This window comes from Solemya velum gill symbiont, from assembly GCF_002020255.1.
Lineage (GTDB): Bacteria > Pseudomonadota > Gammaproteobacteria > Chromatiales > Chromatiaceae.
On the sequence record NZ_MPQG01000002.1, the window covers coordinates 257,132 to 281,527 of the forward strand.

At 51.9% G+C, this 24,396-nt stretch carries 26 protein-coding genes; 3 read left to right on the forward strand and 23 right to left on the reverse strand.

What is annotated here, in order from left to right:
• Window positions 1-66: 66 nt before the first annotated feature.
• The 23 genes from hisA to ccmA form a co-directional block, all read right to left on the reverse strand.
• Window positions 67-795 carry a 1-(5-phosphoribosyl)-5-[(5-phosphoribosylamino)methylideneamino]imidazole-4-carboxamide isomerase gene (gene hisA / locus BOW06_RS03300; RefSeq protein WP_043115347.1) on the reverse strand — a complete coding sequence of 243 codons (729 nt, stop codon included), beginning with the start codon at window positions 793-795 and terminating at the stop codon, window positions 67-69.
• A 32-nt stretch (window positions 796-827) separates the two neighbouring features.
• Window positions 828-1,466 (reverse strand): imidazole glycerol phosphate synthase subunit HisH, encoded by a 639-nt coding sequence (gene hisH / locus BOW06_RS03305; RefSeq protein ID WP_043115346.1) that lies wholly within the window; start codon window positions 1,464-1,466, stop codon window positions 828-830.
• A gap of 9 nt (window positions 1,467-1,475) precedes the next feature.
• Window positions 1,476-2,066 (reverse strand): imidazoleglycerol-phosphate dehydratase HisB, encoded by a 591-nt coding sequence (hisB, locus tag BOW06_RS03310; protein ID WP_043115344.1) that lies wholly within the window; start codon window positions 2,064-2,066, stop codon window positions 1,476-1,478.
• 54 nt (window positions 2,067-2,120) lie between these two features.
• Window positions 2,121-2,633: a SixA phosphatase family protein gene (locus BOW06_RS03315; protein WP_043115343.1), complete on the reverse strand. Its 513-nt coding sequence runs from the start codon at window positions 2,631-2,633 to the stop codon at window positions 2,121-2,123.
• 50 nt (window positions 2,634-2,683) lie between these two features.
• Window positions 2,684-3,508 carry a paraquat-inducible protein A gene (locus BOW06_RS03320; RefSeq protein WP_052131935.1) on the reverse strand — a complete coding sequence of 275 codons (825 nt, stop codon included), beginning with the start codon at window positions 3,506-3,508 and terminating at the stop codon, window positions 2,684-2,686.
• Window positions 3,509-3,578: 70 nt separating this feature from the next.
• Window positions 3,579-4,178: a glutathione S-transferase family protein gene (locus tag BOW06_RS03325; protein ID WP_043116534.1), complete on the reverse strand. Its 600-nt coding sequence runs from the start codon at window positions 4,176-4,178 to the stop codon at window positions 3,579-3,581.
• A gap of 62 nt (window positions 4,179-4,240) precedes the next feature.
• Window positions 4,241-5,410, reverse strand: coding sequence for a DesA family fatty acid desaturase (locus BOW06_RS03330; RefSeq protein ID WP_078454260.1), 1,170 nt, complete (start codon window positions 5,408-5,410; stop codon window positions 4,241-4,243).
• Window positions 5,411-5,433: 23 nt separating this feature from the next.
• Window positions 5,434-7,446 (reverse strand): carboxy terminal-processing peptidase, encoded by a 2,013-nt coding sequence (locus BOW06_RS03335; protein ID WP_256857941.1) that lies wholly within the window; start codon window positions 7,444-7,446, stop codon window positions 5,434-5,436.
• Between the two features lie 149 nt (window positions 7,447-7,595).
• Window positions 7,596-7,976: an aspartate 1-decarboxylase gene (gene panD, locus BOW06_RS03340; protein ID WP_043115338.1), complete on the reverse strand. Its 381-nt coding sequence runs from the start codon at window positions 7,974-7,976 to the stop codon at window positions 7,596-7,598.
• A gap of 246 nt (window positions 7,977-8,222) precedes the next feature.
• A complete protein-coding gene (panC, locus tag BOW06_RS03345; protein ID WP_043115336.1) occupies window positions 8,223-9,062 on the reverse strand; it encodes a pantoate--beta-alanine ligase in 840 nt (279 codons plus the stop codon).
• Window positions 9,063-9,073: 11 nt separating this feature from the next.
• Complete coding sequence (gene panB, locus BOW06_RS03350; protein WP_043115334.1) at window positions 9,074-9,871, reverse strand: 3-methyl-2-oxobutanoate hydroxymethyltransferase; 798 nt, start codon at window positions 9,869-9,871, stop codon at window positions 9,074-9,076.
• Between the two features lie 76 nt (window positions 9,872-9,947).
• Window positions 9,948-11,276 (reverse strand): 23S rRNA (uracil(1939)-C(5))-methyltransferase RlmD, encoded by a 1,329-nt coding sequence (gene rlmD, locus BOW06_RS03355; RefSeq protein ID WP_078455002.1) that lies wholly within the window; start codon window positions 11,274-11,276, stop codon window positions 9,948-9,950.
• A 5-nt stretch (window positions 11,277-11,281) separates the two neighbouring features.
• The gene (locus BOW06_RS03360; RefSeq protein WP_043115331.1) at window positions 11,282-11,959 is read right to left on the reverse strand and encodes a hypothetical protein; all 678 of its coding nucleotides are present in this window, start codon (window positions 11,957-11,959) and stop codon (window positions 11,282-11,284) included.
• Window positions 11,960-11,961: 2 nt separating this feature from the next.
• A complete protein-coding gene (gene cysM, locus BOW06_RS03365; RefSeq protein ID WP_078462825.1) occupies window positions 11,962-12,855 on the reverse strand; it encodes a cysteine synthase CysM in 894 nt (297 codons plus the stop codon).
• A gap of 7 nt (window positions 12,856-12,862) precedes the next feature.
• The gene (gene ccmI / locus BOW06_RS03370) at window positions 12,863-14,113 is read right to left on the reverse strand and encodes a c-type cytochrome biogenesis protein CcmI (RefSeq protein ID WP_052131934.1); all 1,251 of its coding nucleotides are present in this window, start codon (window positions 14,111-14,113) and stop codon (window positions 12,863-12,865) included.
• Window positions 14,110-14,568, reverse strand: a complete 459-nt coding sequence (locus tag BOW06_RS03375) for a cytochrome c-type biogenesis protein (RefSeq protein WP_043115329.1) — start codon at window positions 14,566-14,568, stop codon at window positions 14,110-14,112. Before BOW06_RS03375 ends, ccmI begins: the two co-directional genes overlap by 4 nt.
• Window positions 14,565-15,110, reverse strand: a complete 546-nt coding sequence (locus BOW06_RS03380) for a DsbE family thiol:disulfide interchange protein (protein WP_043115328.1) — start codon at window positions 15,108-15,110, stop codon at window positions 14,565-14,567. Before BOW06_RS03380 ends, BOW06_RS03375 begins: the two co-directional genes overlap by 4 nt.
• Window positions 15,107-17,068: a heme lyase CcmF/NrfE family subunit gene (locus BOW06_RS03385; protein ID WP_043115327.1), complete on the reverse strand. Its 1,962-nt coding sequence runs from the start codon at window positions 17,066-17,068 to the stop codon at window positions 15,107-15,109. Before BOW06_RS03385 ends, BOW06_RS03380 begins: the two co-directional genes overlap by 4 nt.
• Window positions 17,069-17,080: 12 nt before the next feature.
• Entirely contained in the window at window positions 17,081-17,518 is a 438-nt protein-coding gene (gene ccmE, locus BOW06_RS03390) for a cytochrome c maturation protein CcmE (protein WP_043115325.1), read from the reverse strand.
• Window positions 17,515-17,679 (reverse strand): heme exporter protein CcmD, encoded by a 165-nt coding sequence (gene ccmD / locus BOW06_RS03395; protein WP_078452761.1) that lies wholly within the window; start codon window positions 17,677-17,679, stop codon window positions 17,515-17,517. The genes ccmE and ccmD overlap by 4 nt, the downstream gene beginning before the upstream one ends.
• A complete protein-coding gene (locus BOW06_RS03400) occupies window positions 17,672-18,415 on the reverse strand; it encodes a heme ABC transporter permease (RefSeq protein ID WP_179115083.1) in 744 nt (247 codons plus the stop codon). Before BOW06_RS03400 ends, ccmD begins: the two co-directional genes overlap by 8 nt.
• A 28-nt stretch (window positions 18,416-18,443) precedes the next feature.
• Window positions 18,444-19,118 (reverse strand): heme exporter protein CcmB, encoded by a 675-nt coding sequence (gene ccmB, locus BOW06_RS03405; protein WP_043115323.1) that lies wholly within the window; start codon window positions 19,116-19,118, stop codon window positions 18,444-18,446.
• 2 nt (window positions 19,119-19,120) lie between these two features.
• Entirely contained in the window at window positions 19,121-19,765 is a 645-nt protein-coding gene (gene ccmA / locus BOW06_RS03410; protein ID WP_078452791.1) for a cytochrome c biogenesis heme-transporting ATPase CcmA, read from the reverse strand.
• Between the two features lie 141 nt (window positions 19,766-19,906).
• On the opposite strand from ccmA, the gene BOW06_RS03415 reads away from it, so the two are divergent.
• The 3 genes from BOW06_RS03415 (at window position 19,907) to BOW06_RS03425 (ending at window position 24,363) form a co-directional block, all read left to right on the forward strand.
• On the forward strand, window positions 19,907-21,688 hold the full coding sequence (locus BOW06_RS03415) for a sensor histidine kinase (RefSeq protein ID WP_052131932.1): 1,782 nt from the start codon (window positions 19,907-19,909) through the stop codon (window positions 21,686-21,688).
• On the forward strand, window positions 21,685-23,046 hold the full coding sequence (locus tag BOW06_RS03420) for a sigma-54-dependent transcriptional regulator (protein ID WP_043115322.1): 1,362 nt from the start codon (window positions 21,685-21,687) through the stop codon (window positions 23,044-23,046). Before BOW06_RS03415 ends, BOW06_RS03420 begins: the two co-directional genes overlap by 4 nt.
• Before the next feature lie 330 nt (window positions 23,047-23,376).
• The gene (locus tag BOW06_RS03425) at window positions 23,377-24,363 is read left to right on the forward strand and encodes a TRAP transporter substrate-binding protein (protein ID WP_078454256.1); all 987 of its coding nucleotides are present in this window, start codon (window positions 23,377-23,379) and stop codon (window positions 24,361-24,363) included.
• The last annotated feature ends 33 nt before the right edge of the window (window positions 24,364-24,396 follow it).

The following is a 24,396-nucleotide window of genomic DNA, read 5'->3' on the forward strand; positions in this document are numbered from 1 at the left end:
AGCCCGATGTGACGAAATAATTGGGCCGGTGACATGAAATTATCGAAGCCGGAGAATACTATCCGGTCAGGAGTCAGCCAGGTGCTGCGCTTCTGCAAGATCAAGCGTTCCCTCGTAGATGGCACGGCCGGTAATAGCACCCATAATGCCACTATCCTCAACCTGCATGAGTCTTGAGATATCCGAGATATCAGTAATGCCGCCAGAGGCGATAACAGGAATAGAAATTGCCCTTGCAAGCTCGGCAGTGGCCTCATGATTGACTCCCTGCATCATACCGTCACGGCTGATATCCGTATAGACAATAGCGCTGACGCCGGCACTCTCGAAACGTTTTGCCAAGTCGATTGCCGACACATCGGACACTTCGGCCCAGCCCTCAACTGCAACCATGCCATCTTTTGCATCAATGCCGACAATAATGTTCCCGGGAAACTGTTTGCAGACTTCATCAACAAATTCGGGTTCACGTACCGCTTTTGTTCCGATAATGCAGTAATCAACGCCCGCATCGATATAGGCTGCAATGGTTTCGGCATCACGAATACCACCACCCACCTGTAACGGTAATTGCGGCCACCTGTCAGCAATCGCACGCACGACATCACCATTAACCGGTTTACCTTCGAATGCACCATTGAGATCAACCAGGTGTAGACGTCGTGCGCCTTCATTCACCCAGCGTGCTGCCATGTCAACGGGATTATCGGAAAACACAGTGTCATCTTCCATGCGCCCCTGGCGCAGGCGGACACACTTTCCATCTTTGAGGTCGATGGCTGGAATCATCAGCATGGGAAATACCTGTCTTGAATATATTGGAAACCTTAAGGTTTCCAGTTAACGAAATTTTTCAGTAACTGCAGACCTGCATCAGCACTCTTCTCCGGATGAAACTGCACGGCAAAGAGATTATCCGATGCAATAGCGCAAGCGAAAGGGTCAATGTAATCCGTGGTTGCAGCAACAATCGACTTGTCATCCGGCACAATATAGTAGCTGTGGACGAAATAGAATCGGCTCTGGTCGTCAATACCCTGCCACATCGGATGATCAATGGCTTGATTGACCTGGCTCCATCCCATGTGAGGGATTTTGAGTGGCACTCCATTATCATCGACACGGCCGCGTGCGAAATGACGGACCTGGCCGGGAAACAGGTCAAGAAGAGGCGTACCCCCATTCTCATCGCTGTACTCCATGAGAACCTGCAGGCCCATGCAAATACCGAGAAATGGTTTAACCTCGGCGGCCTCGCGTACAGCTGCCTCGACGTGATGATCACTGATCGCTTTCATACAGTCGCGTGCAGCTCCCTGCCCCGGGAAAACTACCCTGTCAGCCTGTGCAATCTGGGCATGATCATCTGTCACCAACACACGGGCGTCCGGCGCAACATGTTCTACTGCCTTGGAAACCGAATGGAGGTTGCCAAGGTTGTAATCAACAACAGCGATTGTCTCCATCTTCAGGACCTAGAGTGAGCCTTTTGTTGACGGCATGACACCCGCCATGCGTGAATCAGCCTCCAGCGCCATACGCATGGCCCGGCCGAATGCCTTGAATACTGTTTCGGCAACATGGTGTGCATTGCGTCCACGCAGGTTATCGATGTGCAGCGTGACGTCGGCATGATTAACGAAGCCCTGGAAAAACTCCATGAAGAGGTCAACATCAAATTCACCTATGCGCGCACGGCTGAAATCGACATTAAACTCCAGGCCGGGACGACCGGAAAAATCGATTACAACGCGTGACAAAGCCTCATCGAGAGGTACGTACGCGTGGCCGTATCGGTTGATGCCTTTCTTGTCGCCGATCGCCTGTGCGAATGCCTGGCCGAGGCTAATACCGATATCCTCGACTGTGTGGTGATCATCGATGTGATTGTCACCCTTTGCGGTGATCTCAAGATCAACCAGCCCATGACGCGCTACCTGGTCGAGCATGTGCTCGAGGAAAGGCACGCCTGTATCAAAGGATGCCTTGCCACTGCCATCAAGATTAATTGCAACACGGATTTGTGTTTCCAGCGTGTTGCGTTCGATTTCCGCTGTTCGCGCCATCGTTTCGGGATCTTCAATTCATCAAAAGAAATATTCTAACGCAGATTTTGCTGTTCAGCAGCAATTCTTGAGGTGCTTTGGTGGTAAAAACCAGTTGAGTTCGCCGCTTCCCTGTGAAATTTGCGACCAGTGCCTGGCATCAAAATCGATACGCACCATCGCTGCCGTGGGAAAACGCACCTCTCCTCCCCCGATTAGCAAACTCGTTAACTCTGACCAACAGGGCTCATGTCCAACAAGCATCACGCGCCGGTACTGATCTGGCATCTGCCGGATAATCTCAAGCACAGCAGCAGGACTTGTTTCGTAGAGGTCATCAGTGACACCGATCGGTGCGCCCCAGTGCCCACTGACAGATGCGAGGCGTTGTGTCTCGTGTGTACGTACTGCCGACGATGTAAGAATGAAATCCGGCGCCTGCCCCATGGTTGCAAGCAGTTTGCCCATATGCTTGGCTGCTTTCTTGCCTTTCGCAGCAAGCGGACGATGAAAGTCATCTGCAGCGCCGGATGCCCAGTCAGACTTCGCATGGCGAAACAGAATCAGCTGAAGATTCGTATTATTCATAATTCAAGTATAAACGGGATTTGCGACATGTCTGTGACCACCTGTGCAAATCACTCCCGTTTCAACTCCCTGCCAAGAAGCTGGAATGCCAGCATCGACAATAATACATAGCCGAGAAAAAACCATAATCCGGGACGAACTTCTGCATGTGTCAGGCTGTCCGCTCCACTATTGGCAAAGAATGCCACCAGGATTGCAACCACGAAGACATCAGCCATCGACCACTTGCCAAGATGGTGGCTGATGTGAAACCACTTCTCCAGAAGCGGGCTGGTACGGCTGAAGAAAGTCAGCCCGCCGACAGCTGTTTTCATCATGGGCAATACCACGCTGAATATCAGCAGTACCAGGGCCAGCCACCAGTAGCCGTTGTCGTAGAGGGCATCGAGCGTAGAGAGAACGCCCTTCGACTGGTACTGCAGCAAGGTCTCACCCAGTACCGGCAGGTCCTTGCTTGCCTCGATCGAGAGAATGGGTGTTGCGAGCCCGACCAGCAGAGAGATAAATGCGATACCCAACATGGCATAAGCAACGTCACCCAGGTCTGAACGCGTAAACCATGCAAGCAGTAGCAACAGCAAGGCAGTGCCGCCAAACAGCCAGGTCATGATTTCAACCGACTTGGCATAGGCCGACTGCAGCTCCTTGTGCTGGTTGAGCTCTTCGAGATGTTTTGAGTAGTTGTCGTAATAGCCGAAGGAGAGTAACTCCAGCAACTGATTTTTACCCTGCTCCACCTGTGATTCGGCACTCAAGCGGGTAATGATCGTCTCGGTTTCACGTTCGAAGGCCTGCGCCTGTTGCCAGGTGGTCCAGGCAAAAAAGAGAAGCGCTGCAAAGAGAGAGACAATGGCAAAAAGAACAAACCTGCGCATGCAGAGATTTCCTGTACTGGGTGAATGAAAAAAAGACTTAACGTTCACCTACTAAGATGCGGGCATCTTATCAATTCCCAATAGCTGTGTAACCCGGAGTGGATTCAATGCGTATGCACCAGGCTTTGATATTCGGGTAATTGTTGAGATCAAAACCACCCTCATGTGCTACATGCGTATAGGCATACAGGGAGATATCGGCAATAGAGAGAGACTCACCTGCCAGAAAAGGCGTTTGTGACAGCTGTCGCTCCATAACTGACAGCGCCTTGTTACCACCGCTTTGGCGTGATTCATACTCGGCCCTGCGCTCTTCCGGCAGTCCAAGATATTTCTGAATGAAGCGCGCAACAGCAATATATGGCTCGTGACTGTACTGTTCAAAAAACAGCCATTCGTACACCTTGGCCCTGGCATAACTGTCTGATGGCAGAAATCCGGTATTCTCGGCGAAGTAACCGAGAATGGCATTTGATTCACACAACGCCCTGCCATCATCAAGGATGACGACTGGTATTTTTCCGTTTGGATTCAGTGCCAGAAACTCTTCTGTTTCTGTTTCACCATCAAGGATATTCACATGCTGCCATTTGTACTCGACACCCAGAAATGACAATAACAGCTTGACCTTGTAGCAGTTACCTGACTGCGTATCTCCATAGACTTTCAACATGCACCCTCCTTGATGTTTTCAAAATGAATCTGTTTCGTTTCGGGAAAAACCGCTCACACCTAAGTCGAGGTGACGCTATAGCCACGTAACTGGCGGGCAAAACGGGACAGTGCATCGATACCCGCCGCTTCCGCCTGAACAACCCACTCCTGCAGAGCCTCCCGACGTGCTTCCTGGCTGTTAGCTGTACGTTCCCAGAGTGCCGAAAGTCCTTCCTGAAACTGGTAGACAGTCTCGAGAAGCTGGCTCTCTTCAAGAAGTTTCTGAAGCCGCTGGCGTGCCGCTTCATCGAGGCGCTGACTGTCTGCCAACAGGCCTCGAACCGCCTTGTATTTTTCACGGCACGCACGGCGTGAACTGCACAGTTCAGATTTGGCAACCGGCTTGACCACCTGTTTCGCATAGTTGGAAAAAACCTGCAAGCGGTTACCAAGGACGGCTGAAACCGTATCAAGATCGACAAGGCGGATATCCTTGCGTACACGGATTCTCGGTGCCACCTTTTTCACCCGCGCCAGGCGAAGTGTTTGCATCAGGCGGATATAGAGCCAGCCGATATCGAACTCGTACCAGCGACTTGAGAGCCGTGCAGACGATGCAAAGGCGTGGTGATTGTTGTGCAATTCTTCACCCCCGATAACCAGGCCGAGAGGAATAATGTTGGTCGAGGCATCAGTGGTATTCCAGTTACGGTAACCGAAATAGTGGCCAATTCCATTGATAACACCAGCAGCCCAGAATGGAATCCACGCCATCTGCACGACCCAGATCAGAGCGCCGGCAAAGCCAAACAGAAGTAAGTCGATTATCAGCATCAGGCTGATGCCCATCCCCGGGTAAGGCGTATAGATTTTTCGTTCAAGCCAGTCATCCGGCGTGCCCTTGCCGTAGGTGTCGAGAGTCTCCTGGTTTGTGCTCGCCTTGCGATAGAGCCATGCACCGAGCCACAGAACACGATTGAGACCTTCAACCTGGGGACTGTGCGGGTCTCCTTCTGTCTCACACTTGGCATGATGACGTCGATGGACGGCAACCCACTCCTTGGTCACCATGCCCGTGGTCAGCCATAGCCAAAAACGAAAGAAGTGATTAACCGGTGCGCTCAGCTCAACAGCTTTGTGTGCCTGTGAACGATGCAGAAAAATAGTCACACCGGCAATCGTGATATGCGTCAGGCCAAGAGCGACAAGCACAAGTTGCCACCAGCTTAAATCGAACAAATGGGTCATGAATACTTCTCCGACTGCTTCAGTCAGTGTTGAAAAGGCGAGTCCTGCTTATCCTTGACAACTATCTGTGCAGAACGGATAACGGGAGCCAGCTCTTGTTGAATCACATCTGCCAATATGCGGGCAGACTCCTTCAGTTCAACCTCTTTAAGCTTCTCCTCTTCGCTGCGCTTTTCAAGCAGCTGGTCATCATCTTCGAGAAACTCCTTTTTGGTCAGTCGATCCAGACCGATCGAGCGGCGATAGTTGTTGTGCAAACGCAGGCGTTCATTTTCGCGTTTATTCCATTCACTTTTACGTTTTGATTCGTTGAGACTGACAACCTTCTGATTCAGAATCTTGTGAATCATCTTTTCCTCTGCCTTCAGATATTTGAAGCCAGCATCCTTTTTGATACGTTGATCAGAGCGCTTGCGAACCACATCGATATTGCCGATACCCCACTCATCATGATTGGCTCGCTCAATACTTGCCCAAGGTAGAGCGTTATCAAGAGAGCGTTCGCCATAATCAACCTCGACCACGGTCGGAAACTGGATATCCGGCACCACGCCACGATGCTGGGTGCTGCCGCCATCAACGCGGAAGAACTGCGCGATGGTCACACGCATACGGCCCAGGTCGCTTGCCTTGGTGAGGAAATTACCCAACTCAATAAGTTGCTGCACCGTGCCTTTGCCGAAGGTTGGTTCACCGATAATGATGCCGCGTCCATAATCCTGAATCGCACCAGAGAAGATTTCAGATGCAGAAGCACTGTTGCGATTAACCATGACCACTAGCGGACCGCGATAAGCGATAGCCGGATCAGGGTCGACCTCGGATTCAACATTACCGTTGTAATCACGAATCTGTACAACAGGACCCGACTCGATAAAGAGTCCGGTCAGTTCTGTCGCCTCGATCAGGGAACCACCACCATTATTTCGCAAATCGATAACAATGCCGTCAACACCTTTTTCCTGCAGCTCTTCGATCAGGTTACGAACGTCACGGGTGGTACTGCGAAAATCTTTACTGCCAGAACTTGCGCCGGCAAAATCCCGATAGAATGCGGGAATCTCGATTACGCCAATCTTCTGGCCATGCAAATCCTTCTCGCCCTCGATGATGGATGATTTTGCAGCCTGCTCCTCGAGCTTGATATTGTCGCGCACCAGCGTAATCTCTTTGCTCGCACCTCCACTGCCGCTTTTCTTGGGAAGAATCGTCAGGCGAACCACGGTTCCCTTGGGGCCGCGAATTTTGTCTACCACGTCCTGCAGGCGCCAGCCGATGACATCAATCATCTCGCCATCCTTGCCCTGAGCCACACCGGTTATCATGTCGCCGGGATGAATCAGGGATGATTTCTCTGCCGGTCCACCGGGAATAATCTTCTGTACCTCGGTGTACTCGTTCTCGACACCGAGAACTGCACCAATGCCCTGCAGCGACAAACGCATATTGATATCAAAGTTTTCTGCATTGCGTGGCAACATGTAACCGGTGTGAGGTTCAATTGCACCCGCATAGGCACTCATGAAAAGGAGGAAGACGTCATCGCTCTCACTCTGGCGAGCACGACGTCGAACTCCCTCGTAACGCTTGGTGAGTTGCTCCAGCGCCTCATCGTTATCCTTCTTCGACAGGCGCATGGCAAGCATATCGTTCTTGACCCGCTTCACCCAGAGAGCATCGAGTGCAGCCTGGTCTGCAGGCCAGGGGGCATCCTTTCGATCGATCAGATAGGTCTCGTCAGTCGTCAGGTCGATTGGTTTTTTGAGCAAATCGAGAGCGATGGCTGTTTGCCGTTCAACTGCGGCACGGAAGGCCTTGTAGATAGTAAAGACAGGCTCAAGACGACCGTTGCGAATATCGTCATCGAACAGTTTTGCGTAGTTGAAGCGGAAAGTGTCAACCTGCTCTTTTGTCAGGTAGCTTTTATTGGGATCAATCAGCTCGAGATACTCATCAAAGATCAGTGATGAAAAGGCATCATCGAGTACATGTTTTTTATAATGGTACTTCTTCAGCACGTCGCTGATGAGAAGCATGGATTGGGTCTGCCGGAACTTGGGTTTCAGCTCCGATATTGGGACTTCCCTGACCGCGGCCTGGACGCTTGCAACCGCCAGAAATAAAACCAGCGCGCTTGTCAAAAGCGCCGAGGACTTGAGTATTTTCATGAATCTCCTACATAAAATCAGGCCACCTGTACCGCAATCCTATCACCTAAACTCTTGATCTCGTTATTTTCATCGAGATAGACAAGGGAAGGCTTGAAGGTCTTGACCTCGGTTTCATCCATACGCGCGTATGCGCAAATGATAATAATGTCACCAGGATCCGCCTTGTGTGCAGCTGCACCGTTGACCGAGATTATTCCCGAATCACGTTCAGCTTCAATTGCATAGGTGGTAAATCTTTCACCATTTGTGACATTGTAGATCTCGATTTGTTCATATGGCAGGATGCCTGCGGCATCGAGCAGGTCCTGTGCAATCGCACAAGAGCCCTCATATTCCAGTTCCGAGTTCGTCACCGTCGCGCGGTGCAGTTTACATTTGAGAAGTGTCAGCTGCATCGTGTTGTAAACCTGTTATCTAAAGGCAAAATTACTTTGCGTTGTGTTAATTGAATAATAGGGGCAAGCAGCGGCAATTTCACCCTCGAATTGCCGAAACTGCCAAAAAAGTTGCAATATTATGACACATTATTCACGAATTTGTGCAGTGCGCAATATAAATTGGCCGAAAAACAGCTTTTTAGTGATTTTGTTCGATATCTGCAAGGAAAGATAATCCCGGAATAATTCTCGTATGCAAGTGCTTCAGATGCGCAGATTGTCGATCAAACGGGTGCTTCCAAGGCGCGCTGCGACAAGTAACACCAGTGCATCGGATGATTCAACAGGCTCAAGCAAAGTATCAGCATCACGTATCTCGAAATAGTCCGGACTAAAGCCTGCTTCCCCGAGCGCATTGAGAGCCTGCTGCTGAACATCTGCAAACGGCATACCTGATTGAATCGACTCGGCTGAGCTCGTCAGGATTTGATAAATGCGCGGAGCAATATGACGCTCTTCTGTAGTGAGATAGCCATTTCTTGAACTCATCGCCAGACCATCACTTTCACGTTGCGTGGGGCAGCCGATGATATCAATCGGCATCGACAACTCTTCGGTCATCCTGCGAATGATATATAACTGCTGGTAATCCTTCTCACCAAACAGGGCGACATCCGGCTGAACCATGTTAAACAGCTTGGTGACCACCGTGGTGACGCCGTCAAAATGTCTCGGGCGCGAAGCACCACAGAGGATGGATGAAACACCGGGAACCGAGACAGTTGTCTGTTGTGCCTTGCCGTTTGGATAGACAGCTTCAACCGGTGGAGCAAACAACAGGTCGTTGCCTGCAGCTTCGAGTTTCAGTTGGTCGTCTTCAAGTGTACGCGGGTAGCTGTCAAAATCCTCACCCTCGCCAAACTGCATGGGATTGACAAAGATCGTGCTGACAACAACATCAGCCAGCTCTTTCGCTCGTTCCACCAGGGAGATATGGCCGCTATGCAGGTTGCCCATGGTTGGAACCAGCGCGACACGTTTGCCCTGCGACTTCCAATCGGCGACGCGGGCGCGTAATACAATCACATCATGCAGCGTAATCATACTGACAGTACCTACAGAAAAGCGTGCTCGCTTTCAGGAAAGGTGCCTTCCTTGACTTCCCTGTTGTAGCTTTTAAGTGCAGCCGCGACCGAACCGCTGCCCTCAAGGAAATTTTTGACAAATTTTGGCAGCTTTCCGGGAGTAATCCCGAGCATGTCATAGACAACCAGTACCTGGCCATCACAAGCTGCGCCTGCACCAATACCAATGACAGGAATAACAAGCGCCTTGCTGATCTCCTCGGCAAGCCGACGTGGCACGCACTCAAGCACGAGCATCTGCGCACCGGCATCCTGGATAGCAATTGCGTCATTCAGCATCTGCTGCGCCTCTTGCTCCTCGCGTCCCTGTACACGGTAGCCGCCAAGAAGAAAAACCGACTGTGGCAACAAGCCAAGATGTCCGCACACGGGAACCGAGTGGGATGCCAGGGTTTCAATCACGGCAAGACGCTCACCTGCGCCCTCGAGCTTGACCATTTGGGCTCCGCCCTCTTTCATCAGGCGCTTGGCTGTCGCGAGAGCCTTTTGCGGGGAGCTGTCGCTGAGAAAAGGCATATCTGCAATCAGCAGTGCACGACGACTGACCCGGGCAACATTACTGACATGGTAGACAATGTCATCAACCGTGACCGGTATCGTGCTGTCATGTCCCTGGATGACCATGCCAAGAGAGTCACCAATGAGAATCGTCTCAATACCTGCCTCTTCAATCTGACGGGTAAAGCTGGCGTCATAACTGGTCAGCATGGCGATTTTCTCGCCTTTCTGTTTCATCTCTTCAAGCTGTGTAATGCTTATACGGCTCATTTACTGCCCCGGGTTGTTTTGCTGATTGCAGCCATGCTGCAGTGCATAATAATAATGGAGGTGTCAGACAGAAAAATCAATCTTTGACAAATAGTGCCATTGATTCGACGTGCGCTGTGTGTGGAAACATATCCATTACACCGGCCTTGACCATGCGGTAGCCATGCTGATTCACCAGCACATCGGCATCGCGCGCCAAAGTACCCGGGTAACAGGAAACATAGAGGATTTTTTCCGCCCCCATTTTTGCCACCAGCGGCATCATCTCAAGCGCACCGCTGCGCGGTGGATCAAGCAGGACGGCATCGTACTTCTGCTTTGCCCACTTGAATGCAGGCGTCTCTTCATCGTAGAGATTGGCGACATCAAAACTGACATTGTCGATACTGTTTCGAACCGCGTTTTGCCGAGCGCGTTCAACCAGTGCCGTGTCACCTTCAACACCATGCACAGATTCTGCCCTGCGCGCCAGTGGCAGGGTGAAGTTGCCCAGGCCACAGAAAAGATCCAGTACCTTCTCGTCACCCTGCAAATCCAGCCACTCCATTGCCTGGCTGATCATCTGCCTGTTGATGTCACTGTTAACCTGGGTGAAATCGTTGGGCAGAAATTCGAACTGCAGCGACTCCTGTGGCAATGAGTAGGTCAGCGTGGCCGCATCATGCAGCGGCTTGACCGTCTGCGGTCCACCATCCTGCAGATAAGGCGTCCACTCTCTTTGCGCACAGAAATCGGCAATAGTTTTTTCGTCCGACTCGGTGAGAGGTTCAAGAATGCGGAAAATCATGACCGTTGCATCGTCACCGACAGCAACCTCAATCTGAGGCAACTGTTCGCTGATCGAAAGCGTCATGATCATGTCACCGAGTGCCTCCAGGTGCTCACCGACAGATGGATGCAACACTTTACAGTGACGGATATCTGCCAGGTAGGAGGTGCCACGTTCACGAAAACCGACCAACACGCGTCCTTTCTTGAATACATGCCTGACTCCAAGGCGTGCCTTGCGCCGGTATCCCCATGGTTCTGAATGCAAGGGCGCGGCAACTGCCTCAGGAGTGACATTGCCGATGCGTTCGAAAGCATCCATCAGCGCCTCTTGCTTGTAAGCCATCTGCGCCTCGGCCGCCATGTGTTGCAGGCTGCAACCACCACAGATACCAAAGTGTGCACATCCCGCTTCGACACGCTCGTCAGACGCCTTGTCGACACCATCGAGTATGCCCTCGTCATGTTTGCGCGAACGATAGCTATAGTGGAACTGTATCTCTTCACCCTGCAGTGTTGTCGGGATAAAAGTCACCTTGCCATCGATGTGTGCGACACCACGGCCATCATGACTGAGAGATTCAATCGTGGCGGGAAAACTACCCTGCGGTAGCTGTTTTCTACGACGTCTGGCCATTAATATTATTTGTTCCGGGATTCGCCTGGATAGTTGTTGGCGTGTACACGACAGGCTTCACTCAACTCATCACATTCATCTTCGTCGATAAGATCAGCCAGCCACATTTTTCTCAGGCCAACCAGGGTTGTTGCCAGCAGGTTCTCCCTGCAACGATCAACCAGCGGCGTAATGCCTTCTTTACGGTAGACATCCCAGGCGGACTCATCACTGATTGTCTTGTGCGCGGTTATTCCAAGCCGGCCAGCCATCTGCACGAGACCGACATCGCCGGGACGCAGTGACAGCATTTCCTCGACCGGTTGCAGTTGCAGATCCATGAGTGACTCGGCATGAACAAGCGCACGTGTTTTGATCAGTGCTTCAAGTTGATGACCATCATCCCAGCACAGAGCCTGCTGTCCATCGAGTCTTGGTGCAATTGCTGCTAGCAGTTCCATCTCGCTGCGATCAGCTATATCTGTAATAACAAGGCGCGTCTCAAAATCACGAATTTCGAACATGGCAACCACGCTCAGCATCGCCTGGAAAGGTGCGAGGAATGCTGCATCCCTGCCCTGCTCCTGGGTGTGATGATGAAAAATGATCTTGGCTACCTGCTTGTCACTAATGCTCTCATCCAAATCGTATAGAGCGCGCGCACCATCAATATCGGGCAGTGTCTGGCAGTAAATAAAGCGCATATTCATTCTGCGGGGAAAACGCCGGTCGACAGGTAACGGTCACCACGGTCACAGATGATGGCAACAACGGTTGCACCGGGGTTGCTCTGTGCAACCTTGAGCGCCGAAGCGACAGCGCCCCCGGAGGAGATACCGCAGAAGATACCCTCTTCTGCTGCAAGGCGACGAGTCATATCTTCCGCCTCATCCTGGGTTACATCGAGTTCTTCATCGACACGCTGTGATTCAAAAATGGTAGGCAGGTACTCTTGCGGCCAGCGGCGTATACCCGGGATAGAGGCTCCCTCTTCCGGTTGCACACCGATGATTTGTATAGCCGGATTTTTCTCTTTCAGGAAACGCGATGTGCCCATGATGGTGCCGGTGGTTCCCATGGCACTGACATAATGAGTCACTTCGCCATTGGTGTCACGCCAGATCTCTGGACCGGTGGTTTCGTAATGGGCTTGCGGATTATCGAAATTGCCGAACTGGTTGAGCACGATACCCTTGCCCTCGTCCTGCATTTTATCGGCAAGATCACGCGCACCTTCCATGCCCTCTTCCTGTGTCACCAGCACCAGCTCGGCACCATAGGCACGCATGGCGGCACGGCGTTCTACACTGAGATTGTCGGGCATGATGAGAATCATGCGATAGCCTTTAATCGCAGCAGCCATCGCCAGTGCAATACCTGTGTTACCACTGGTGGCCTCAATCAGGCAATCGCCCGGCTTGATGTCACCGCGCTCTTCGGCGCACTTGATCATGTAGAGAGCTGGCCGGTCCTTAACCGAACCGGCGGGATTGTTTCCCTCCAGCTTGACCAGTAGCGTACTTGCGCCTTGCGGCACAATGCGCTGCAGCCGCACGAGCGGCGTGTTGCCAATGGTCGTCTCGATTGTTTTGTACACGATACTTTTGTTACTGACGCTGCTTGTTGACGACGAGTGAAACTGCTTCGCCCTGCCCAGGATTTGCAACCACAGCCTCGGAAACAAGATCAGTTTCACCGGGCGTCGCACTACCGCTGGAAGAGATTTTTGCACTTACCTTGACCTCGTCAAAACCGGACAGCTTCATCGCCGGCATCATTGCCATGGCATCGGTCAGTTCAACCTCAACCGGCAATTCATTAACGCTATGCCTTGAGGCGGCAAGTGGCATTGGCGATCCACTGACGGCACGAGCAAACACGAACAGGGTTTCGGTGCCTGTCAGCTGATCAGCCAGTGCAGCGTCGAGAGAGACTTTTACTGTAAGGGTTTTCGATACTGGTGCTAGTGCCTGAGGCGTATCGTTTAGACTAATACCTGCCTGCGAGGCAACTGTCTGCATACGTGTAGTCAGCTCCTGCTGGTCTGCAGGACTATCCGCCAACAGGGGAATTGCACGCTGCCAGTAATCGATCGCACCCTGAAAATCGCCCGCTTCATGGCGCGCATTACCGGCAAGCCACAAGCCGATTGAATCATTCGGTTCGATCTCGAGCGCTCTTAAAACCAACTCTTCAGGTTCACCGGCAATCTGTCCACCCTGTGCCATCGCAACGGCATTGGCCAGTGCAAGCAGCACGGGTGAGGTGTTCGGAACCAGTCCGTCCACTTGACGGAACGAAGCGACGGCATCCTCGTAGCGGCCGAGAGTCATCTGGCTGCGTCCCAGCATGAACCAGCCGTCTGCATTTTCCGGTTCCTGTTGCAGCTTGATAGCCAACTGGTCCACCAGGTCAGGCATAGATGGCATTTCACCTTCTTGTGAAGTTTGATGACCGGCAGGAGTCTGTTGCTGCTGAGCTGCACTTTTCTCAGCATCGATTCCCTCAGGAGTACCAACGAACTGATAGAGAAAAAATGTAAACACCGGCAATGACAAAACTATTGCGATCAGAGCAACTTTCCCAAACGGGTTACCCGTAAGTTCGCTCCTCTCCTGTGTTGCCAACTCCTCGGCGAGTATCGCTTCAACTTCCGACACACCCTGGGCGAATTCAGAGTCACTCAATTCACCGTGAGTATGTGACTGGCGAATCTGTTCCAGTCTCTCACGTGCAATCTCGGTATTCTCCGAATCACCGGTAGATGTATTACGAATCACAGGCCGCAGTAATGCAGGCGCAACCATCACCATGGCAATCACAAGCATGACAGCCGTTACTATCCAGAAAAGAGTCATTCTTTTTCGCTCTCCAGCAGTTTACGCGCCGCGTCGAGCTTGGCGTCATCAACGTTGGTTTCCTGCTCTTCGTTTCTGCGTCTCTTAACATAGAGAAGAACAAGAACAACAGCAACAAACATCAGAATAAAAGGACCTATCCATAAAAAAATGGTGGTCGACTTGAGTGGTGGACGATACATGACGAAGTCGCCATAGCGCTGCACCATGTGATCGATAATCTCCTGTTCACTCATGCCCTGCTTGACCAGGTCGTATGTCCTGGCACGCAGGTCCTGTGCCAGTTCAGCGTTTGAATCAGCAATATTTTGATTCTGGCAGACGAGGCAACGCAACTCACCAATCAGGCGCTTGTAGGTTTCTTCCTGCTGAGGCGTATCGAATGTCAGCGCCTCAACCTTGGCAAACACGCTTGCGGAAAGCACCATGCTAATGATTAAAACTAGAACTCTCACTTGACTGCACTCCCGTCAGAAAACCAGGGTTCAAACTTTTCATTCCATACCTTGGGATCCATACCACCTGCATGCTTGACGCGTATTATGCCTTGCGCATCGATAAGAAATGTTTCAGGTGCACCGTAAACACCCCACTCGATTGCCGCAACGCTTTTCGGATCAAAGGGCACCTTGATAAACGGATTGCCTTTGCGCCTGAGGAAGTCCTTTGCATCTTCCTCTGTATCGCGCCAGTCGACGCCGATAATCGGCACACCGTCACGCTTCAGCTTGAGAAGGTAATCATGCTCACGCCAGCACTCGGGACACCAGGTTCCCCATACATTGAGTAACCAGACCTTGCCCATCATATCGGATGGCCTGACAGTCTCGCTGGGGTCAAACAGGTCTGGCAGAGCAAATTCAGGTGCTGCACGGCCAATAAACTCGGTCGGAATATCACGCGGGTTGTATTCCCCCTTGTTCATCTTGCCGAGTACAAAATAGAAAAGCGCCGCCATACCAACAAAAAAGATCAGCGGTAAAAGTGTTTTCTTCATGCAGCAGCCTCCGCAGCGCCTTTAACCACCCTGGACCTACGACGAGCCATTGCAAAGTAGCGACGGTCGGTTGCACCTAACAGGCCTCCCAACGACATGATGATTGCTCCCAACCAGATCCATCGAATGAAAGGCTTGTGATAGAGACGGACTGCCCAGGCATCACCACCAAGCGGCTCACCGAGGGCCACAAACAGATCACGCGTGAGGCCTGCATCGATACCCGCTTCAGTCATCGGCATGGAGCTTGAGAAATAGTTTCGCTTCTCGGCATACAGCTGTGATTCACGTTGACCTTCCGCATCGATAACTTCGATAACACCACGGTGACCCTGATAATTAGGACCGCGAACCGGCTGTATCTCTTTAAGATGGAAATCGAATCCGGCAAGTTCATAATGATCACCCGCCTTGAGGCTGACATCTTTTTCCACGCTGTAGAGTGAGGTCAGGGTTACACCAACGGTAAATACAGCGATACCGATATGTCCAAGTGTCATGCCCCAGAATCCTCTCGACAAAGCGAACGGTGAACGACCGCCCAGCTGCTGCCTGAAAGCAATAACGGTTGCAGAGATAACCCACAGTGCAATGAAAAGCCCGAGTACTGAAAGCCATTTGAACTGCGGCATCAGGAAGGTCAGACCGATACTTCCGACCACGCTGATCACAACTGCAGGTGAGAGTTTCTTCAGCAGATCTGCAAAGCTGTCACGCTTCCAGCGCGCCAGGGCTCCAAAACCAAGCAGCACACCCAGAGGCACCATCAATGGTACGAACACCGAGTTGAAATAGGGAGGGCCAACAGAGATTTTCCCAAGCTCGAGCGAATCGAGCACCAGCGGGTAAAGCGTACCCAGCAACACACTGGCGCAAGCCACCACCAGGAGAATATTGTTCATCAGCAGACCCGTCTCGCGCGACACCAGCTCAAATTTCGTCTGGCTGCGTATATCGGCTGCACGGAATGCATAGAGTGTCAGCGAACTGCCAACAACCGCGAACAGGAAGGCAAGTATGAACACACCACGCTCGGGGTCAGATGCAAAGGCGTGTACCGAAGTGAGAACACCTGAACGCACCAGGAACGTACCCAACAGGCTCAATGAGAAAGTGAAAATTGCCAGCAATACTGTCCACGCCTTGAATGTACCGCGTTTTTCAGTCACAGCTAGCGAGTGCATCAGGGCAGTACCAACAAGCCATGGCATAAAGGAGGCATTCTCGACAGGATCCCAGAACCACCAGCCTCCCCAGCCAAGCTCGTAGTAAGCCCACCAGCTACCAAGTGCAATACCCAGGGTCAGGAACATCCAGGCTACATTTGTCCACGGCCTTGACCAGCGCGCCCACGAAGCATCCAGTTTTCCACCCAGCATGGCGGCAACAGCAAAGGCGAATGGCACTGCAAATCCGACATAGCCGAGATAAAGCATCGGTGGGTGTATCGCCAGCCCGAAATCCTGCAACAGCGGATTCAGGTCACGTCCCTCGGCAAGTGCCGGCAGCACCCTGTCAAACGGGTTCGAAGTCAGGATCATGAAAAGCAGAAAGCCGACACTGATGAGTCCCATTACACCGATAACTCTTGCAACCACGAGGTCAGGCATACTACGGGAGAAGAAAGTGATTAAGAAGCTCCAGATCGACAGTGTGAACGCCCACAACAGCAGTGAACCCTCATGTCCGCCCCATACAGCAGAGACCTTGTAAATCGTTGGCAACAGTGTGTTGGAGTTGGTCGCAACATACTTGACCGAGAAATCATTGGTCAGGAATGAGTAGAGCAAGGCTACAAATGCGACCAGCAGAAAGAACGTCTGTCCACGAGCAGCCGGTCGTGCAATCGCGACCCAGCCGCGGTAACCGAATTGAGCGCCGATCAACGGCAATATACCCTGGATGAATGCCATCCCGAGTGCGAGTACCAGTGCAACCTGTCCAAGTTCAGGAATCATGATTAAGCCCGTCTACTTGTCAGCGGAAGCTGACTTTTTGAGTGAATCGGCAACTTCAGGAGGCATGTAATTTTCATCATGCTTGGCGAGAACCTCTTCGGCCACAAAGACACCTTCAGAATCGAGTTTGCCGAGTGCTACGATGCCCTGCCCCTCACGGAACAGGTCTGGAAGAATTCCGCTATAGCGTACCGTTACAGACTCCTTGTAATCAGTAAGTCCGAACTCGACGTTAATATCACCCTCATTGCGCCTGACGCTGCCATCAACAACCATGCCGCCAACGCGGAAGATGTGATTATCAGGTGCCTCACCGGCCTTGATCTGGGTAGGATCATAAAAGTGGTTGATGTTCTCGTTAAGTGCCATCAGTGTCAGGCCGACGGCAACAGCGACGCCAGCTACCATTAACAGGATCAGACCGAGTCGTTTTTTGCGAATAGCTCTCATGTTTTCAGATTCTCCCTGCGTACGCGTCTTGAAATGCGCTGCAACTGCTTACGATGACTCATACTTGCCCAGGCAAGATTTGCCACCAGTACAACTGCCGTGATGCCGAGTGACATCCAGACAAAGAAGGCGTAACCGCCCATTGCGAAAAATTCAGCCATTGGCTTTTCCTCCAACCAACTCCCTGACCCAGCCGTTATTGATCTCACGTGAAAGTAACTCGGCACGCGCCTTTACCAACAACACCCAGATATAATAGAGCTTGAAACAGACTGCCATGGTCAGCAAGGGCCACAGCATCGAGCTGTCCATTGCCGGGCCATCCATACGAGCCACCGTGGTTCCCTGGTGCAGTGTGTTCCACCACTCCACAGAGTAGTGAATAATCGGTATATTGACTACACCCACAAGGGTCAGGACAGCAACAGCGCGAGATGCCGTCTGGCGGTCCTCGACCGCATTGTAGAGCGCAATGATACCGAAATAGAGGAACAGCAGCAGCAGTTCAGAGGTCAGGCGCGCATCCCAAGTCCAGTAGGTCCCCCACATCGGCTTACCCCACAGGGAACCGGTCACCAGGGCAATAAAAGTAAAGGAAGCACCGACAGATGCACTGCTGATGAGCATGACGTCTGCCATCTTCATGCGCCAGACGAGGCTGATTGCACCTGCGACCGCCATAACGATATAAATAAAGAGTGACATCCATGCCGCAGGCACATGAACATAGATAATCCGGAAACTGTCACCCTGTTGGTAATCGGCCGGTGCCAGTATAAGGCCGCCGTACATCCCGACCACCAGTGTAAGGATGGTCGTAACAGCAAACCAGGGAATCAGCTTGCCGCTGATATTATAAAACCACGGTGGTGAACCCAACCGGTGGAACCATTTCATGAAGATGTTCATCTTGTCCCGTATTACCCTAACTTAAACTAATGCGAAGCGCTGAAGCTGCGGCAACAGGTGCCAGTGACAGCGCCAGCGCAAGAAATGCTGCAAGAATATATATCTGACCACTGAAAGACAATCCAGTTGCAGCCGAATCGACCATCGATGCACCAAAAATGAGTACCGGCACGTAAAGCGGCAGTACCAGCAGCGAGAGTATCACACCACCACGGCGTAAACCGACAGTCAGTGCAACGCCAATTGTACCGATCAGGCTAAGTACTGGTGTACCCAGCGCGAGTGAAATCAGCAGTGCACCCAGGGCAGTTTCCGACATACCCAGAAAAACCGCCAGCAGAGGTGCAACGATCAGCAGCGGCAGGCCAGTGACCAGCCAGTGAGCGGATACCTTTGCAAGAATCAGTACCGGCAGCGGTTGCGCGCTCAGCAGCAACTGCTCAAGTGTTCCATCCTCGAAGTCGGAACGGAAAATCGCGTCCATTGACAAGAGCGCTGCAAGTAGTGCGGAAACCCACACGATACCAGGCGCCATGCGTGCCAGGAGATTGGGCTCTGCTCCGATGCCAAGCGGAAACAGCACAATCACCATGACGAAAAAGAGAATCGGGTTGGCCAGTTCGGAGCGTCTGCGCAGTGCAAGGACGAGGTCGCGACGAATCAGCTGAATAAAAGCGCTCCAGACAGACATAATCAGGCCGACAGGTTAATCACTTGCGTATTTGGCGCAAGCAGGTTGACTTCATGGTGCGAGGTCATGACCAACGCACCACCATTAGATAGATGCAGGTCCATCAGGGACTCGGTCAGCTTGATACCCTCCCGGTCCAGCGAGGTGAATGGCTCATCGAGAACCCAGATACGTGCATCAGTCACCAGCAGTCTCGCAAGCCCGGCGCGGCGCTTCTGTCCGGCAGACAGGTAGTGCACGGGAACATCCTCGAAACCGTATAACTTTACTGCTTCAAGTGCCTGTTCTATAGATAGATTCCCCTTTCCACAGAGCGTCTGAAGAACGCGCAGATTCTCAAGAGGAGTGAGTTCCCGCTTGACACCATCCGTATGTCCGACGAAGGCCATATAGCGATGATATTCGGTGGTACAGCGCTCGATTGACTCTCCATTCCAGCGCACCTCACCTTCGTCGGGACGGCGCAATCCGCATAGAATTCGCAGTAAGGTCGTCTTGCCGGTTCCATTCCTGCCCTCAAGCACAACCGCCTCACCCGAGTGAATACCGAACGAGAGATTCTCGAACAGCAAGCGATCATCGCGAATGCAGGCGAGCGAGTCCGCTTCGAGCAGTAGCTTTGATGATGAGGTCGTTTCTGTTTCCAAAATGGAGTCGAGTGTTATCAAAAAAAATTCCAGCGCACAGGCTATCCTAAAGCCGACATCTTATCAATGAGGTAGATCATATACAGACAGTTCAGAATCTGCCGACTGGTGCATCCATCCTGATCAAGGCACAATCATGTCATGGAGCAATTGAGACAACCACCTGTTGAGTACAAGCACGGCGCGTTTCGCCCCTTGCTGATACTGTTTCTGCTTGCCGCACTGATCCCCCTCTACCTGGCCTCCAGCAATATCGCAGAGGAACAACTCAACGAGGCAGCCTCACAGCACCTGGCACGAATCTATAACGGTCTGAGTACAACACTGGCACGACATATCTACCTGCCTGCACTCCTGGCAGAACAGAATGCAGTGAAGAACTATCTCTCTGATCTTGCAGACGGACACACAACCAACCCCGATGCTGTCAACCGCTACTTGGAGAAATCCAACCATATTGCCGGCACCTCTGATATTTACCTGATGACTCCACACGGCACCACGGTAGCTGCGAGTAACTGGAATCTTGAACAGACATTTATCGGCAAGAACTTCTCATTCCGCCCCTATTTCCAGGAAGCAATGCAGGGCAAGCTGGGGCGCTACTACGCGCTAGGCTCCACCTCGAAAGCGCGTGGCTACTACTTTTCCAGACCCGTATATGACGGAAATAATGTCACCGGTGTGGTCACCACGAAAATCTCCATCAGTGATTTTGAAGAAAACTGGCCTGATGAAAAATTTGAATTTATCGTCACGGGCCCTGATGAAATGGTGTTTCTCTCGAGTAACAGCCAGTGGCGCCTGAGGCCGCTGGAACCACTCAGCAGCGCACAGGAAAAAGCTCTCAGGGAGAGTCGTCGCTACGGCAAAGTCAAGCTCGACGCCATCGGCATCAGCCAGAAAAGCAGGGGTGGTGAAAATGCCCTCCATTGGCGTATTGGCAAGAGTGATTACCTGGTACAGAGCCGTATAATGAATACTGCCAACTGGACAGTCTCGGTTCTTGCACCGACCACGAGTGTGACCAACTTCTCTGTGTTGGTCACATCAATTGGACTGGTTGTATTGCTGCTGGCGGGGCTTTTGCTAGGCGTCTGGTGGCAACGCCAGGCCGAACGCCGCCTGTTTGAAATTCGTGCACGCGAGGAACTTGAAACAAAGGTTGAGCAACGAACAGCTGAACTAAGACTGGCGCAAGAGAACCTGGTTCAGGCTGCAAAGATGGCAGCGCTTGGTGAACTCGCCGCAGGCATCAACCACGAACTGAACAACCCACTCACTGCAATTCGTGCCTATGCAGATAATGCAACCCAGTTCCTTGCCCATGGCGATTCGGAGACAGTCGAAACCAACCTCGGTGAAATCACGAAACTGACTGAGCGCATGGCAGCAATTACGCATCAACTGAAAAGCTTCTCACGTAAAAGCCAGGGAGAGATAGTCTGTGTTGATCTCAGCGTCGCAGTGGAAAATGCACTCGCAATCCTGCACCCTCGCCTCTCACGCATCAGTGATGCCGTGGTCGAATGGACCCCACCTGATTCAAAGCCTTACGCAATGGCAGACCTGATCTGGGTAGAACAGATCCTGGTAAATCTTTTGACGAATGCAGTCGAGGCAATCCAGAATAGAGAGCAACCGAAAATCCACATAGCAATCAGGCGCCAGATGAAACCGGAACAGAAGGATACGATTTGCCTGTCGGTCAGGGATAATGGCCCGGGTATCGATACCGAGGTTATCCCAAACCTGTTTGAGCCATTTTTTACGACCAAGTCAGTTGGCAAGGGCCTCGGGCTTGGCCTTTCGATCTCCTATCGGCTTGCAAAAGAGATGGGCGGCACACTCGAGGCACGCAATCATGAAGATGGCGGCGCCGTCTTTACCCTGACCCTGCCCACTAGCGGAAAGATGCAATGACACAGATCATCCTGGTTGACGACGAAGCCCCGGTACGCGAATCGGCGTCCCAATCGCTGAAGCTGGCTGGCTTTGATGTTCTACCATTCGACAATGCAGCTGATGCACTGGCTCAGATCAGCGATAGTTTTGACGGCGCGCTGATCACAGATATTCGCATGCCGGGAATAGATGGTTTTGAATTGATGCGGCAGGTTATCGCTATTGATAAAGATATACCTGTCATTCTGATCAGCGGCCATGCCGATGTCTCGACAGCCGTCGCTGCAATACGAGAAGGCGGCTATGACCTGCTCGAAAAACCCTTCCCGTCATCAGAACTGGTCGACACGACAAGGCGAGCAGTTGAAAAGAGACGCCTGAGCCTGGAAAACCGTGAACTCCGCCAGGAACTTGAAGAGAGCTCCAGGATCGGGCCACGCATCCTCGGCAAGGCACCTGCGATTGAATCCCTGCGGCGGACTATTGCTCGTATCGCCAACACGGATACTGACGTGCTCATCATTGGCGAAACCGGTACCGGTAAGGAACTGGTCGCACGCTCACTGCACGAACACAGCCAGCGTCGTAACAACAACTTTGTTGCAATCAACTGTGGCGCAATCCCCGAGCAGCTTCTCGATAGTGAACTCTTTGGTCACGAGGCGGGCGCATTTACCGATGCCAAGGCACAACGCGTCGGCAAGTTCGAACATGCAAATGGCGGAACCCTGTTTCTCGACGAGATAGAAAGCATGCCACTTTCAACCCAAGTCCCCATTTTGCGTGTTCTGCAGGAGCGCAGTATCGAACGCCTTGGTTCTAATCAGCAGATTGAACTGGACCTGCGCGTTGTCACCGCGGCCAAGATTGACCTTAAAGAAGCAGCAGAGCGTGGCGAATTCCGCGAGGATCTATATTATCGACTCAACGTATTAACCCTCGAGCTGCCACCACTACGTGAACGCCGCGAGGATATTCCACTGCTGTTCCAGCATTTTTTATTGGTTGCATCCGCCCGTTGTGAATCAGAAGTACCCCCGCTCTCAGCCGAGGCCTTGCATACATTGATGGGGCATGACTGGCCAGGCAATATCCGTGAGCTGCGCAACATTGCCGAACGCTATGTTCTGATGGGAGAGGAGTTCAACTACGACCTTGCTGCATTGATGCAATCGGGCGATGTTAGCGGCGGCGTACCCTTGCCAGAGCAGGTGGCCTGTTTTGAAAAGGCGATGATCGAGCAGTCTCTGTTGCGCCATAAGGGCAACATCAAGGAGACCATGGAAGCCCTTGGTCTGCCTCGCAAGACACTCTCGGACAAGATGCAGAAATATCAGCTTGATCGAAAACGCTACCGCGACAGCGAAATCGAATAATTACCGACTGTCCCTCCCGAGACATTACTGCGTCCTTGCTGGAGGGGCGGTCCCTCCCGGCGTCCTGCCTCCCGGGACACTTCCACATCCCTGAGGGGCGGTTTTCCCCCATGGCTATCACCTGAAAAGTGGCGGATTTCCGCCAATTACGGAAAATAATATATCTAGAATATACAATAGATTTTATTGTTAACTATTTGTTTTAGTATATTTATTATAATTATTATTTCCTAGAACAAAAGCTTGGCACGATTCTTCCAATGCTTTTACGTGACCGAAGTCCGTCTCTAACGGATCGGGCACTTAAACCAATAATGGAGAAATCAGACAATGAAAAAAGCTCTTATCGCACTGGCTGTTGCCGGCAGCTTTGCCATGACCTCAGTCACAGCACTTGCGGCACCGATTACGATCAAGTTCTCGCATGTTGTTGCCGAGAATACCCCAAAAGGCCAGATGGCAAACAAGTTCAAGGACCTGATTGCCGAGCGCATGGGTGACAAGGTTGTTGTAGAAGTTTTCCCTAACTCACAGCTATTTGGAGACAACAAGGTTCTCGAGGCCATGTTACTGGGCGACGTGCAGATCGCTGCGCCTTCACTCTCCAAGTTCAAGAAATACACCAAGGCACTGCAGGTCTATGACCTCCCCTTCCTGTTCAAGGACATGGCAGCAGTTGAGCGTTTCCAGAAAAGTGATGCTGGTGTAAAGCTGCTGACTTCTCTCGAAAGCAAGGGACTCGTTGGCCTTGGTTACCTGCACAATGGTCTTAAGCAGCTCTCTGCATCAAAGCCCCTGCGCACTCCAGCCGATGCATCAAAACTGAAGTTCCGCATCATGTCTTCCGACGTACTCGCTGCACAGTTCGAAGCGGTTGAAGCCGTTCCACTGAAAAAGCCTTTCTCGGAGGTTTTCACCCTGTTGCAGACCAGGGCGATCGATGGCCAGGAGAACACCTGGTCCAACATCTTTTCAAAGAAATTCTTTGAAGTGCAGCCATACATTACCGAGTCGAATCACGGCGTTCTCGACTACATGGTGGTCACATCAGCCGAGTTCTGGAATGGAATGGATGCTAATACCCGTAACGGCGTACAACAAGCGCTAAACGAGGCACTCGTTATCGGTAACGAAATTGCAGCACAGAAAGCTGTTGAAGATCGTCAGAAGATTATCGACAGCGGTCGTTCCGAGGTTCTTTCTCTCAGTGATGCAGAGCGTGCGCAGTGGGTAGAGGCGATGAAACCTGTATGGAAGCAGTTTGAAGGTGATATCGGCGCAGACCTGATCGAGGCAGCAGCTGCTTCAAACATGTAAGCAAGAGACTGGTTTTCAGGCAAACGTTTATTG